13 protein-coding genes are annotated in these 13,194 nt (G+C 34.4%); 4 read left to right on the plus strand and 9 right to left on the minus strand.

Translation table 11 applies throughout. The features are described 5' to 3' along the window. Nucleotides 1-136: 136 nt before the first annotated feature. Both Q0P94_RS09660 and cgi121 read left to right on the plus strand, forming a co-directional pair. Nucleotides 137-1,606, plus strand: coding sequence for a (R)-citramalate synthase (locus Q0P94_RS09660; RefSeq protein WP_295116065.1), 1,470 nt, complete (start codon nucleotides 137-139; stop codon nucleotides 1,604-1,606). Between the two features lie 14 nt (nucleotides 1,607-1,620). After that, nucleotides 1,621-2,106 carry a KEOPS complex subunit Cgi121 gene (gene cgi121 / locus Q0P94_RS09665; protein ID WP_367270238.1) on the plus strand — a complete coding sequence of 162 codons (486 nt, stop codon included), beginning with the start codon at nucleotides 1,621-1,623 and terminating at the stop codon, nucleotides 2,104-2,106. On the opposite strand, the gene Q0P94_RS09670 is transcribed toward cgi121, so the two are convergent. From Q0P94_RS09670 to Q0P94_RS09690, 5 genes are read right to left on the minus strand one after another with little or no spacing between them, the layout of a single operon-like run. Then, a complete protein-coding gene (locus Q0P94_RS09670; protein ID WP_295116069.1) occupies nucleotides 2,090-3,043 on the minus strand; it encodes a DegT/DnrJ/EryC1/StrS family aminotransferase in 954 nt (317 codons plus the stop codon). The two genes, cgi121 and Q0P94_RS09670, sit on opposite strands and share 17 nt — an antisense overlap. 5 nt (nucleotides 3,044-3,048) lie before the next feature. Continuing rightward, entirely contained in the window at nucleotides 3,049-4,218 is a 1,170-nt protein-coding gene (locus Q0P94_RS09675; RefSeq protein ID WP_295116071.1) for a hypothetical protein, read from the minus strand. A 52-nt stretch (nucleotides 4,219-4,270) separates the two neighbouring features. Next, nucleotides 4,271-5,197, minus strand: a complete 927-nt coding sequence (guaA, locus tag Q0P94_RS09680; protein WP_295116073.1) for a glutamine-hydrolyzing GMP synthase — start codon at nucleotides 5,195-5,197, stop codon at nucleotides 4,271-4,273. Nucleotide 5,198: 1 nt separating this feature from the next. Continuing rightward, the gene (locus Q0P94_RS09685) at nucleotides 5,199-5,456 is read right to left on the minus strand and encodes a hypothetical protein (RefSeq protein WP_295116074.1); all 258 of its coding nucleotides are present in this window, start codon (nucleotides 5,454-5,456) and stop codon (nucleotides 5,199-5,201) included. After that, a complete protein-coding gene (locus Q0P94_RS09690) occupies nucleotides 5,449-6,018 on the minus strand; it encodes a GMP synthase subunit A (RefSeq protein ID WP_295116076.1) in 570 nt (189 codons plus the stop codon). The genes Q0P94_RS09685 and Q0P94_RS09690 overlap by 8 nt, the downstream gene beginning before the upstream one ends. 141 nt (nucleotides 6,019-6,159) lie before the next feature. Here Q0P94_RS09690 and Q0P94_RS09695 point away from each other — a divergent pair, with 141 nt between their 5' ends. Continuing rightward, entirely contained in the window at nucleotides 6,160-6,306 is a 147-nt protein-coding gene (locus Q0P94_RS09695; RefSeq protein ID WP_295116077.1) for a hypothetical protein, read from the plus strand. On the opposite strand, the gene trxB is transcribed toward Q0P94_RS09695, so the two are convergent. The 4 genes from trxB to budA all read right to left on the minus strand — a co-directional run bounded on the left by trxB (nucleotide 6,303) and on the right by budA (nucleotide 9,449). Beyond that, on the minus strand, nucleotides 6,303-7,220 hold the full coding sequence (trxB, locus tag Q0P94_RS09700) for a thioredoxin-disulfide reductase (protein ID WP_295116079.1): 918 nt from the start codon (nucleotides 7,218-7,220) through the stop codon (nucleotides 6,303-6,305). The genes Q0P94_RS09695 and trxB overlap by 4 nt on opposite strands. A 35-nt stretch (nucleotides 7,221-7,255) precedes the next feature. Beyond that, nucleotides 7,256-7,795: a glutathione peroxidase gene (locus Q0P94_RS09705; RefSeq protein WP_295116081.1), complete on the minus strand. Its 540-nt coding sequence runs from the start codon at nucleotides 7,793-7,795 to the stop codon at nucleotides 7,256-7,258. Between the two features lie 87 nt (nucleotides 7,796-7,882). Then, nucleotides 7,883-8,335: a MarR family winged helix-turn-helix transcriptional regulator gene (locus Q0P94_RS09710; RefSeq protein WP_295116083.1), complete on the minus strand. Its 453-nt coding sequence runs from the start codon at nucleotides 8,333-8,335 to the stop codon at nucleotides 7,883-7,885. A 310-nt stretch (nucleotides 8,336-8,645) separates the two neighbouring features. Continuing rightward, complete coding sequence (gene budA / locus Q0P94_RS09715) at nucleotides 8,646-9,449, minus strand: acetolactate decarboxylase (protein ID WP_295116085.1); 804 nt, start codon at nucleotides 9,447-9,449, stop codon at nucleotides 8,646-8,648. A 241-nt stretch (nucleotides 9,450-9,690) separates the two neighbouring features. Here budA and Q0P94_RS09720 point away from each other — a divergent pair. After that, a partial coding sequence (locus Q0P94_RS09720) for a right-handed parallel beta-helix repeat-containing protein (RefSeq protein ID WP_295116087.1) occupies nucleotides 9,691-13,194 on the plus strand: 3,504 nt, incomplete at its 3' end.

Consider the following 13,194-nt stretch of genomic DNA (forward strand, 5'->3'; position numbering starts at 1 on the left):
GTTTTGTTTGTGTACTATGGTTTTCTATGGGAATTTCATTTCGCTGCAAGCTTTCTCTATTACAATTATCATACCTTTTTTTATAACTGTTTTTTTATATTACTTAATACCTCTATGTATTTTTTAGGTGATTTTCTTGAATATCAAAGTATTGGATACTACTTTACGAGATGGAGAACAAACTCCGGGTGTATCATTAACTCCAAGTGAAAAATTAAGAATTGCTAATAAATTAGATGAAATTGGTGTTGATTTTATTGAAGCGGGATCTGCTATTACTTCTGAAGGTGAAAGGGATTCAATTAAAGAAATTACTAAACAGAATTATAATTCTGAAATTCTTAGTTTTTCCAGACCATTAATAGGTGATATTGATTATTGTTTGGAATGTGATGTTGATGCTGTTAATTTAGTTGTTCCCACCTCTGATTTACATATTAAAGCAAAATTAAAAACTTCTCATGATAAACTTCTTGATCTGTCAAATGATGCCGTTGATTATTGTAAAGATCATGGTTTAATAGTTGAATTATCTGCTGAAGATGCATCAAGAAGTGATTTGGATTTCTTGAAAAAAGTTTATAATAATGCTGTAGACCATAATGTGGATAGGATTTGTGTATGTGATACTGTAGGTATTTTGACACCGGATTCAGCTTATGAACTCTTTAATGAGTTGAGTTATATTGATGTTCCTATTTCATGTCATTGCCATAATGATTTCGGACTCGCAGTTGCAAATACACTGTCTGCCATTAAAGGTGGTGCTTCAGAAATTCATACAACCATTAACGGTATAGGTGAAAGGGCAGGTAACACTTCTTTTGAAGAGTGTGTTGTCAGTATTGACAGATTATTCCCTCAATTTTCAACTGATATTCAGATAAATGAAATTTATGATATTTCGAAATTGGTTGCCAGATTAACCGGTGTATATATTCAACCTAATAAAGCAATTGTTGGAGAAAATGCTTTTGCTCATGAATCAGGAATTCATTCAGATGGTATTATCAAAAATTCTGCAACTTATGAACCTATGACTCCTGAACTTGTGGGAAGAAAACGTAAATTTATAATTGGTAAGCATATGGGTACTCATGGTTTGAATAACCGCTTGAAGGAGTTGGGTCTTGAGGTTAATGACAGTCAGCTTCATCAGATATGCGACAATATCAAAGTTTTAGCGGATAAGGGAAAAACAGTCACAGATGTTGATTTGCAGGTTATTGCAGACAATGTTTTGGAGATTAATCATGAGGATAGGATAAAGCTTGATGAGGTAACAATCGTTTCAGGAAATAAGGTAATGCCTACTGCATCAGTTAAAATCACAATTGATGATGAACAAATTTTAAATGCAGGTGTCGGACTTGGACCTGTTGATGCTGCAATCAATGCTATAAAATCATTGGATGTTTTTAAAGATATAGATTTAATTGAATATCACGTAGATTCCATCACTGGCGGTACAGACGCTTTTATTGATGTAATAATTAAACTTCAAAAAGCTGATAAAGTTGTTTCTGCCAGGGGTACTGAATCTGATATTATTAATGCCAGTGTTAAGGCATATATTGCGGGAGTAAATAGGCTTCTTGCAGATTAGGTGTTTAAATGTATATGGATAATTTACAAATACTAGGTTTTAAAGCTTCAATCGATTCTGTTGACAATACCCTCAATCAGATTGATGAGATTAAACGGGATGGTGAAATAATTCAGCTTCTCAATGCGGATGCGATAGCTGGAAAAAATCATATAATCCATGGTGTTAATCAGGCCAAACTTGCTTTTGAAAGAGGTGAAAATTTGGCCAATGATTTCAGTGTTGAAATTGCACTTAGATGTTCTGCCCAAAGACAAATTTCCAAGGCTTTTAAAATTTTAGGGCTTAAAGAGGGTGAAATGAATTTATGCGCTGTTTTAATTAACTGTAAAGATTACACTGATCAGTTATCTTCTGTTTTCACTTTTGATGAAAGTGTTTTAATTCCCGATAATGAAAATTTGATTAAAATTTATAAGATTGATGAAAAGGAAACTGAAAACATTTCCATTGAAGAAATTATTATTGACAGGATTACCAAACTCACAGTAGATTATTGATTTCTTCAATTATCCTGTCGAGATAATCTTTTTTTAGGCAGTCATATGAAAGATTTTTTATTTCAATTGCGATGGCCTTCTGTTTTACTCTATTGTAATTCGGGCAGGTTGTAATAAATCCGCTTTTATTAATAGGTAATTTTTTTTTCAAATTCCAACCAATCTCCTTTGAATTATCATGTAATATAATTACATTAACGCCTCTTTTATTGTCATGTATTGTGTTATTTATGTTGTTTTTTAGATAGTGTGTTGCATTTACTGTAAGTTCTAAATTTGTTTTCACATAATTAAGTTCATTATTTATACCACTACATATAATTTCATTAGTTTTACTTAATTTTTGAGGAAGTTTTGTCCTGTCAAGAAACTCTTTATTGTTTGTAGTTATGAACCCTCCGCTTCCGACATTTATCATTTTTGGAGATCCGGTCGATGCTATGATGATGTCTGAATAGTTTCCGTTTCCCAAACAATTTTTTTCATCTCCAATTCCTGCAGAGGCATCCTCTATTGTGATGATGCCATTGCTTTTGCAGTATTTGGAAATTTTTTTAACGTCCTGTTCTCCGCTGTAACCTGCAAAGCTTGTGAAAATCAATGCTGAATTGGGGGATATGTCCAGTTTATCTAATCTGTTCGGGTTTATGATTCCCAAATCTGTTTCAACTGTGATTAATTTTTTATTTAGGAATTTTGCTATTTGCTTAAATCCGTGCCATCCTCCCTGGTCCGGAATTATTATATCTCCTTCAATGGCGGAAAGTGCAATGAATATACTGTTGTTTCCGCTTGAAGTAATTTTTACAGATTCATGTGATGTTAAATCTTTTATTTTTTCGATGCATCTCTCTTCATAGCTGTCATTCCCATTGCCTTTGGCAACTTCTGACATTATTTCCAAAGTTTCTCTTGCAGGGGTTTTGAATTTAAACATAATATTCACTTTTTAAAGTACATATCAAGGGTGGTTTGCTTTGTGTGAAGCATCTCATTCAGCAATGTTCCCTGTTTAACATACCTTTTGATAGGTATTTTAAGTATTGTTCCGCTGTATTTCAAAGCATCTTCCAAGGTTTCAAATTCTTTATATGGTCTCATCATTGCTTCTTTAATGTTTTCCCTTACATTAAAAACACCTAGCGGCACATATCCGTCATATGCCTCTCTCAATATTATCAGTCCTGACTGTTTTTTGATTTTTAAAAGATAATCCAGAACTGCCATTTTTGCAGTATAGTAACATCCTCCGACACGGGAATATTCCTTTTTTCCTCCGTTGGTTTCATAATCGGAAAATATCAACTCTTCATTTTTCATTAATTTGATAAATGCTTCATACCATTCATATTGCCATTCTGTTGGTGTCAAAATGATTATATAATAATTATTCAATGCTCCAAATTCGAACAGTCTGTATGTATCTATCCTTTCGAATTTTCTGACTTCCTTTAGAAATTCATCAGCCAATGTGGAATCGCATGCAGTAATTGACCATCGTGTGGGAACAAGTTTTCTTTTATTTTTTGTTCCAATGGCTCCTACGGAAAATGCCTTTTGCATGGCAGAGAATGGAACTTCCTTGTTGTGAAGATTTACAACCGCTTCGGTTGCCTTCAAATCGGTATCATAAAAAGTTTTTTCCAGTTGCCTGTCCCATCTTACAGCGTCAATGTCGAATTTTTCTATGACTGCACTTGGTCCGTGAGGCATGCTGTCTTCAGTAAGCATGGATCCTGTTGGCCTTCTTCCGAATGTTGCTTCACTGTCAATTGATTTTGATGCAAGTGATATGTCCTGCAGTTTTTCGACAAAAGGATTTTCCAGATCATCAATTTTGATTAACTGTTTACCTCTCACCAGATTCATTCTGTAGTTTATGATTTCATCCTGGGTTTTGTTCTGACCTATCCAGTCTTCAGGGGAGTCCATGATATATGTGTCTCCCATTTGGGAACTCATCATCGGTCCGGCATACACTTTCGGATAGGACCATCTTCCGATAAATACTGATGGAGGGGTTGTTCCTTCAAGATTTTTTCCAACCTTAACAGATTTCATCTGAATTTGTTCTGTCAACTTGGCTAAATAAGCATTTTTAGTGGTTTTCATAATTATTCATAAAAAAAGTAAAAGGAAAAAATACTATTGATTAAAATAGTATTTAACAGAATTCGATGGTTGCAGGTGGTTTGTCACTGACTGATAGGGCGACATGGGTAACTTCAGAAACTTCTGAGGTAATTCTTTTTGAGATTGTCTGAATTAGATCCCAAGGAAGTTCCGCCACTGATGCAGTCATTGCATCAATTGAATTTACGATTCTGACTACAACTAAATAGCCGAAGTCTCTTTGGTCTCCTTTAACTCCGGTTACTTTGGTGTCAGTTAATACTGCAAAGTATTGCCATACCTCTTTGTCAAGGCCTGCAGCTTCCACTTCATCGCAAACGATTTTGTTTGCTTTTCTGCAAATTTCAACGTTTTCTCTTGTTAAAGCTCCAACAACACGCACTCCAAGACCCGGTCCTGGGAACGGTTGTCTGTAGACTGTTGTTGCAGGTAGGCCTAATTCGTCACCGATTTCTCTTACTTCATCTTTGTATAAATCGCGAATAGGTTCACATAATTCCAAAACCATTCCGTTTGGAAGTGCAAGGTTGTGGTGAGATTTAATTTTGCCTTTGGTTTCAATCCAGTCAGGTGCGATTGTACCTTGAACCAAGTATTTTGCATCTGCTTTTTTTGCTTCCCTTTCAAAAACGTCGATAAATATTTTTCCAATTATTTTACGTTTTTCTTCAGGGTCTTCCACACCTTCAAGTGCATCCATAAATTCATCGGAAGCATCGACAAACTTAAAGTTTAATCTGTCTTTAAAGGTATTTGTCACTTGTTCAACTTCACCTTCTCTTAAAAGACCATGGTCAACAAATATTGCAGTTAAATTATCGCCAATTGCCTGTTGGACAAGTACAGAACATACAGAACTGTCCACTCCTCCGGATAATGCAATTATTGCTTTTTCATCACCTATTTGATCTTTTATTTTTTGGACTGCATCGTCAATAAATTCTTTTGGGCTTAACATTTTATTCCTCATCCTCTTCTTCGTAATCTTCAATGATTTGTTTAATCATTGCTTCGAGACCATTGTCGTTTCCTGATTCAATAGCTTCAAAGATATCATCATATTTGACAAATTTTTCCAGTTTGACGGATTTAGCTCCAATTCCGGATATTCTAAATCCATATTCTTCATCACCGATAGGTATGTTGACATATTGTCTTTTCAAACCAGCTTTGTTGTCTTGAGCTTTTGTCGCTAAATCTTCTGCGTTATCAATCATCATTACACCTTTGACATATTTCATAAAAGTTTTTAAATATTATTTCACCTTTTGGAGTATGATGTACTTCAGGGTGGAATTGGATTCCATATACATCTTTATCTTTATGCTTGAATGATTCAACATCACATAAATTTGAACTGGCTAAAATTTCAAAGTCTTCAGGAATTGTTTTCACTTCATCCTTGTGTGATGACCAAACATCCATTTCAGGAGCTAGTTCTTTGAATAAGTTTTCATCGTTATTAATATTGATTTTAACTTGGGCATAACTTTCAGTATCTGAAGTTTCTACTTCTCCACCATATGCTTTTGCAATTAACTGATGTCCGAGACAGATTCCAAGAATTGGGATATTGAAGTGTTTTATATATTCTTCACTATTTCCCGCACCTTCAAGTGAAGGTCCTCCGCCCAATATCAGTCCGGTGGGATTTTTTGCTTCAATTTCTTCAATGGATAAAGTATTTGAAACAAGTTCTGACGGAATATTGAGATACTGTAAACTTCTTTGAATTCTGTGATTGTATTGCCCTTTATTATTAATAACTAAAATTGTCATTTTATACTCCATGAAAATATAATGATATTATTTTTGGTTTTTTTATTTATTATATTTAACTAAGATGTATAAAAAAAATTAAAAAAAAATAGATGTAATTCTCTTAAAGTTTATATAGGATATAAAATATATCTGAATTACATGGAATTGATAGATTTAATTTATATAATAATTGCTATTCTTATAGCTGTAGTGCTTTTTCATGTATTCATGTGGCTTTTGCCGGTTATCGTAGTGCTTGTTATAGCATTTTTCATTTATATGTTCTTATCTGAAAGATATGGTTAATTCTGTTTTATATCGTTGTATGCTGAAGTTGCGGCCACCGCACCTTCACCGCATGCCACTACCCACTGTTTTAAACCAACACATACATCACCGATTGCATAAACATAATCTATATTTGTTTTTTGTTCTTTATCAATGATTATATGTCCTGATTCGTCCAGATCGACATCTAACTGTTTTGCCAGTTCTGTATGAGGCATATAACCTACACTAATAAAAACACCGTTTATAGGCATTTCTGACAGTTCACCTGTTTTTGTATCTTTTAAAACAACGGATTCCACAAGCATGCTTCCTTTTATCTCTTCAACGGTTGCATTGTATATTATATCTATTCCGTCTTTTTTGACAATGTCCTGCAGGTGCTGTTGTGCTCTGAACTCGTCTCTTCTGTGGACTAATGTGACATTCGCCCCTAAGTTGTTGAGATAAATTGCCTCCTGAAGGGCACTGTTTCCTCCACCTACCATAATGATGTCTCTTCCCTGGAAGAAAAATCCGTCGCATGTTGCACAGTAGCTTACGCCTTTTCCCTTAAATTCCTCTTCGCCTTTTGCGTTCAGGTGTCTGTGTGAGCTTCCGGTTGCAAGGATTACTGTTTTTGACTGATATTCATCTTTATTGGTTTTAACGGTAAATCGGTATTCTGTGTTATTTTTTGTAATTTCAGTTACTTCTTCCATTTCGTGGAGTTCACAGTTCTTAATTGCCTGTGATTTCATTTTCTCGATTAGTTCCAGTCCTGAAATGTTGTCAAAACCGGGATAGTTTTCCATTTCTGGAACTTCACGGCCGATTCCTCCTGCAAGGTCCCTGTCCAGAATCAGGTTTTTAGTTCCCTGGCGGCCGGCATAGATTCCGGCTGTCAGACCTCCTGGGCCTGCACCAATTATAATGATATCATATTGTTCCATATTTTTTGCCTCTTAAAAATAGAGGATTTAATTTTTTAGATTAAATCCGCAATTGCTTTTTTAACGTCTCCCAAATCTTCGGTCGGTTCGAATCTTCTAACGACATTGCCTTCACGGTCAACTAAAAATTTGGTAAAATTCCATTTGATGTCATTGTTGTCTTTGTAGTGTCTGTCCTTTGCTTTTAACATTAATTTCAATGCTGTCGCACCTTTGCCTTTGATGTCTGTAAATGGCTGTTCATTTTTGATGTATTCGAATAAAGGATCTGCATTTTCACCGTTCACGTCAATTTTGTCAAAAATTTGGTATGGCACTAACCATTTGTTGCGGCATACTTCAGCAATTTCTTCGGTTGATCCGGGTGCCTGGCTTCCGAACTGGTTGCAAGGGAAATCTAAGATTTCAAAACCGTTTTCATTGAATTCTGCATAAATTTCGTTTAATTCTGTGTATTGTGGGGTAAAACCACATTTTGTTGCTGAGTTTACGATTAATAATACTTTGTCTTTAAATTCAGAGAGTGAAACCATGTTTCCGTCTCCATCTTTTACTTCAAAATCATAGATTGACATTGTTTTTACCTCTTTAATTTTAAAGACTTAACTTAGTTAAGACTTGTATTTATTTTCATATAATTAATATATAAATGTTACTTTTTTTCACAGTTCGGTAGTCTCTTTTGTTATCTGGTATAATTTTTCCTTAAAGTCAAAAAGTTCCTCATTGCTGAATCTTTTGCTGATGTCCCTTTCCCATGCGCAGGTCAAAACGTTGATTTTAACGAAAATGTCTTCACCCTTGTCGGTTAATGTAAGGATATTTCTGCTTTTGTTGTGTTCATCCTTTTTCTTTTCAACGATTCCTTTGCTGACCAGTTTTTTAACCATTTTGGCAACGTTGGCTTCGGATACAAACAAGGTTTCCGCCAGTTCACGCTGTGAAATTGAAGGAAAATATTTGATGTTGTATATGTAGGTCAGCTCACCGTAGGTTATCGAAACATCTTTCAGGTTTTCCTTCAGGTATCTGTTGTAACTTAGCAGGATATATTCCATATATAGATTTATTGGAGTTAATACAATTCTATCATCTTTCCATTCACTTTCAACCATATGAACACCTTATTTATAGTTAATATGGTGAATTAAATATATAAATTTTTTAACTGTCTCTGATTCTGATAAATTTTCTTGTTGGAATTGTGATTGTGTTCATTACATTAATTGAATGTTATTTTAACCAAATGCATGTATATTGAGGGGAAATATTTTGCTTAAAAAAGGTAATTGTATTTGCATCATATGTATTCATGATGGAATTTCTTTGATAAAATGGTTTAATGGATAAAATATCTGATTACATGGTAGAGTGCTAAACAATTATAAAATGTTATAAAAAAAGGGGAATAACTCGGATAAAGAGTTATTCCACACTGCTGATTTTATTGGTCATGTCTTCTGTGAAATTCATTTTTGCAAATGTATCGTCGCTTGGAAGTATCATGTTGAATTCATGGATTTCATCAATTTGGCCGGATCCTTTGAAATCAGTGAAATTTAAAACATGTCCTCCTTTTGTCTTATCGTCGGACAAGAAATGAAGATGCCAACCGTGCATGTTCAATTCATTCATGTATTCTGGGAAGTATACTGCTACAACGGTTCCTGTCTGGTCAGTGTGGTTAAATACCTTTTGGTCTACTGCAGCAACTTCGGTGAATTCCTTATAAGGTTTTTCCTGTTTTTCAACACTTCTGACTGTAATGTTTGAGAAGTCACCTTTGAGTTTGATTACATACATGTTGTTTGTACTATTTTTTCTGATTTCCTTGTTCAGTTGGTTTGTTAAATCGTCAAAGTCCTTTGCGCTTATATTGTCTATTTTCCAATCTTCGTCAAATTTGGTGATTGTAGCGAATGGTATGGTTTCATTATCTGGCATGACATTAATGCTTCCGTCAGAGGCGGCCTGATAAATGACTCCGTCCAAAACTATCATCTCACCGTTTACTCCTTCAAATGTTCCAAGACCGGTGTCACCATGTGACCTTAAATCTCCTACTGTTATTACTCCGTTATATTCTCCATGCATGAAAGCCTGCATTAAGGAGACCTGATACATTGAATCATCATTATTGCTGTTTAAAAATAATGAATTTTGAGCACTTACTGCTGAAACAGCAAGTAAACCCACTATAAGTAATGCAAATGCTATTTTCTTATTCATAAATATTCCTCCTTTGGTTAATTAAATTTATATGGGAATGAGTTAATAAATTTTGATGTTTAAAATTAAATATCAGGTTATCTGCCTTCTATTCTCTATAATAGTTATATATTTATATATTGGGGGATAGACTTTTATTCATGTTTTAGAAGTTTTAAATTAAGGGTATGTATTTTTAATGATTGTTTTGAATGAAATAAAACATTTTTTAGCATATAATTTTCAGGAGTTCAGGAAAAAAATGAAATATAAAAAAATAATGATTCTATTGGTGCTTGCTGTTTTTCTATTAGGCATTGCAGGTGTAAGTGCAAGTGAGATAGATAATGTGATAGCAAGCGAGGATACAGATTCAATGGAATTGTCCGCAGATAATGATATGGCTGAGGATAATCTGCAAACACATGAAGAAAACGAGGAATTGACTTTAACTGATAATGACGATACTTTAAGTGTAAAAAATGATACTGAGATATTAGGTGCCAATACTGGAACCTATTCCGGACTGTCAACAGAAATTGGTTCTGGAGGAAACATTGAACTGCAACACAATTATTATACCTACGATACAGGAGATACTATTTCTATCAGTGTTGCAGATAGTGTTATTGATGGTAAAGGCGCAGTCATTGATATGATTGGATCAAACATCTGTGCATTTCATGTAAGTGCTTCCGGCGTGACAATTAAAAACATAACCATTAAAAATGCAAAATATGCAGGTAGTGGAGGAGCAATTTTATTTACTAGTTCAGCTACTTCCGGTACTGTGACAAATTGTAATTTCACTAATAACACTGCAACTAATGATGGTGGTGCAGTTTATTTCTCTAGTGATGGTGAGGTGACAAAGTGCAGTTTTGCTAACAACACCGCAAAAATGGGTAATGCAATTTATATTAATTCTAATCATGGTACTATTTCTGATTGTGATTTTACAAATAATCTTTTAACTAAAGGTGCAATTCATTCAGTTACTGGAGATATTACTTTTTCTAATAATATCCTTGATGTTAATGATGTTGTTCTATGTAGAAATTTCACAGAAATTCAAAAATTAATAGACAGAGCAAATGATGGGGATGAAATAACTATTGATGGATTATATGCTGGTTTTGGAATACCCATCAGAATTACAAAAAGTTTAACATTAATTGGACAGAACAATGCAACATTAGATGCAAAAAAACTATCAAAAATATTGTATATAACTGCAAACAATGTTATAATCAAAAACATACAATTCACAAATGGTTATGCAGAAAATGAGGGTGCAGTTTACTTCTATAGTGCAGGTAGTGTTGAAAATTGTAATTTCACTAACAATGAAGTTACTGGTGAGAAAAGTTCCGGTGGAGCAATTTACTTTAATGGCGCAGGAAATGTGATAAATTCTATTTTCACAGCCAACAGGGCAACCAGAAATGGTGGTGCAATATATGTTGAAGCGCAATCAATAAATAACAATTTTTCATCCCAATTCTATAATAATTATGCAGGACAAAGCGGTGGAGCAATATTTTTCCATAATTTAGTTCAAAACAATAATTTTTTGTGCATTTTCAAGGACAATTATGCAGGATATGGTGGGGGAATCTTTTTCTCCAAGAATGCAAACGCAAACAGATTCAGCAGTGACTTTATAAACAACACTGCAAAATCATGCGGGGGGGCAATGTTTTTCTACAGCACTACAGACAAGAATAACTTCACAGGATGTTTCATTAATAATAGTGCTTTAGGACAAATTGATCCAGCAAACGGAAACGGTGGTGCAATAACATTTAAGAATGTATCCACCAATAGCATTTTCACATGCGATTTCTCAAACAACACTGCCAGTTTGAATGGTGGGGGAGTAAACTATCGTGAAACTCCTAAAAATATCATATTCAATGCTAATTTCATAAACAATTCTGCTCAAAGAGGCGGTGGTGTCAATTTCTTTAATACCTTTGAAGACGTAATATTCAATGGGGAATTTATTGGAAACTCCGCAGAAAACGGCGGTGCATTAGCTGCAGGTTATGGAACTATTGGAGATATTTCATTTAAGAACAATCATGCTAACAATGGAGGTGCTGTTTATCTTGCAGGGTCAGGTTCGACTGTAAATTGTAATTTCACTAACAACAGAGCCACCCATAATGGCGGTGCGGTTTACATCTCAGAGAAATGTAATGTTGTAAATTGTAGTTTTGCTGACAATTCTGCTGCTCATGATGGTGGTGCTGTCTACAGTAAATTCGGTGCTGTTGAAAATTGTAATTTCACTGGTAATAATGCTTCTAATGATGGAGGAGCAGTTAGCTTAAGTTATCCTAGTAATGTGGCAAATTGTCATTTTGCCGACAACTCTGCTAAGAATGGTGGTGCACTTTACTTCCTTAATGATGATGATAATGTGATAAATTGCAGTTTTGTTGCAAATGAGGCTACTAGTCGTGGTGGTGCTGTTTTCTTCATGACTCCGCGGCAGGTTAATGCGACAAATTGTTATTTTGAAGGTAACTCCGCTCCTGAGGGTGGTGCTATTTTTTGCTATACTTGGGCTGTTACTGCTGATTCTGTCATTTTAAAAACAGATTCAGATACAACTAACAATACGATCATTCTTTCACCTAAATTGAATGTTTATGATTTCTACTCAGTTTACGGTTCCTGTGAGAATTTAACATTTAATTTAACAACACGCGGAGGCATGCCAATAACTAATGGAAATATTTCAATGATTATATACTTTAAGGACAATGATAGAGGGGCGGTTAATTATACTTGTTTAAGCGGTAAAGATTGGACTGTGGACTTGCCGGTTGGATCTTATTATGCATTTATCAACACTGAATATAAAGAATTCGAACCGATTATCCGGACAATAGAAATTACAATGCCTAATGTTCAGTTTTATATAAATGTGACTTCGGTCACAACCAACAGCAAAACTATGAATATCACTGCAAAATCCAACATTCCGAAAAATCTCATTTGGGATGGTAAATTACTTTTTATATTATCAAACGGTACTCAAATTGATGCAACCTATGGTGCTAATGGTACATGGTGGGCAGAACATACATTTGACGATTACGGTGAATATAAAATCAATGCAACCTATGTGGGATTGGACAATGTTACTGTAAACAATGGAACTATAACAATCAATAATATTAATTCAACAATAACACTTGATAATATTGTTTTAGATTATGGTGAATCCGAAAATGTCACTGTAACAACTACTGGGGCCACTGGAATCAAAGCAAACATCAACGGCACTGATGTCACTGTTATTAATAATTTCACTATTCAGATTTCCGGTTTAAAAGCAGGCAATCATACATTATCTGTAACAACAATCCCCGATGAAAATCACAATCCTGTAACTGTAACATCTAAAATCACAGTAAATAAAGTTGAATCCACGTTAACTGTTGGTGATATTGTATTTGATTATGATGGTGAGGGTTCTGGTGATGTTTCTTTCACCGGTGCAAGTGAAGTTACTGCTAACGTTATCAACCAACCTAAAGCGGTTGTTAGTGTAAGTGGTAATAAGATTTTTGTTTCTGGTTTGGCTGCTGGAACTTATACTTTGAATGTTACTACAGTTCCTGATGAAAACCATACTGCTGTAACAGAAACCTCAACTATTACTGTTAATAAAATTAACTCCACTTTAACATTAGATGGTGTTGTTTTAGATTATGGTGAAAATAAAAACATTACTGTAACAACTGAAGGATCA

Origin of the sequence: uncultured Methanobrevibacter sp., from assembly GCF_946184425.1 — an archaeon.
Classification (GTDB): domain Archaea; phylum Methanobacteriota; class Methanobacteria; order Methanobacteriales; family Methanobacteriaceae; genus Methanocatella.

Bases quoted from the DNA above. Each gene is read 5' to 3' on its own strand.
- Q0P94_RS09695 (WP_295116077.1), top strand. From the start codon at position 6,160: ATGGAATTGATAGATTTAATTTATATAATAATTGCTATTCTTATAGCT.
- Q0P94_RS09670 (WP_295116069.1), bottom strand. From the start codon at position 3,043: ATGTTTAAATTCAAAACCCCTGCAAGAGAAACTTTGGAAATAATGTCA.
- Q0P94_RS09685 (WP_295116074.1), bottom strand. From the start codon at position 5,456: ATGATTGATAACGCAGAAGATTTAGCGACAAAAGCTCAAGACAACAAA.
- trxB (WP_295116079.1), bottom strand. From the start codon at position 7,220: ATGGAACAATATGATATCATTATAATTGGTGCAGGCCCAGGAGGTCTG.
- Q0P94_RS09710 (WP_295116083.1), bottom strand. From the start codon at position 8,335: ATGGTTGAAAGTGAATGGAAAGATGATAGAATTGTATTAACTCCAATA.
- Q0P94_RS09705 (WP_295116081.1), bottom strand. From the start codon at position 7,795: ATGTCAATCTATGATTTTGAAGTAAAAGATGGAGACGGAAACATGGTT.
- Q0P94_RS09675 (WP_295116071.1), bottom strand. From the start codon at position 4,218: ATGAAAACCACTAAAAATGCTTATTTAGCCAAGTTGACAGAACAAATT.
- guaA (WP_295116073.1), bottom strand. From the start codon at position 5,197: ATGTTAAGCCCAAAAGAATTTATTGACGATGCAGTCCAAAAAATAAAA.
- cgi121 (WP_367270238.1), top strand. From the start codon at position 1,621: ATGGATAATTTACAAATACTAGGTTTTAAAGCTTCAATCGATTCTGTT.
- budA (WP_295116085.1), bottom strand. From the start codon at position 9,449: ATGAATAAGAAAATAGCATTTGCATTACTTATAGTGGGTTTACTTGCT.
- Q0P94_RS09690 (WP_295116076.1), bottom strand. From the start codon at position 6,018: ATGACAATTTTAGTTATTAATAATAAAGGGCAATACAATCACAGAATT.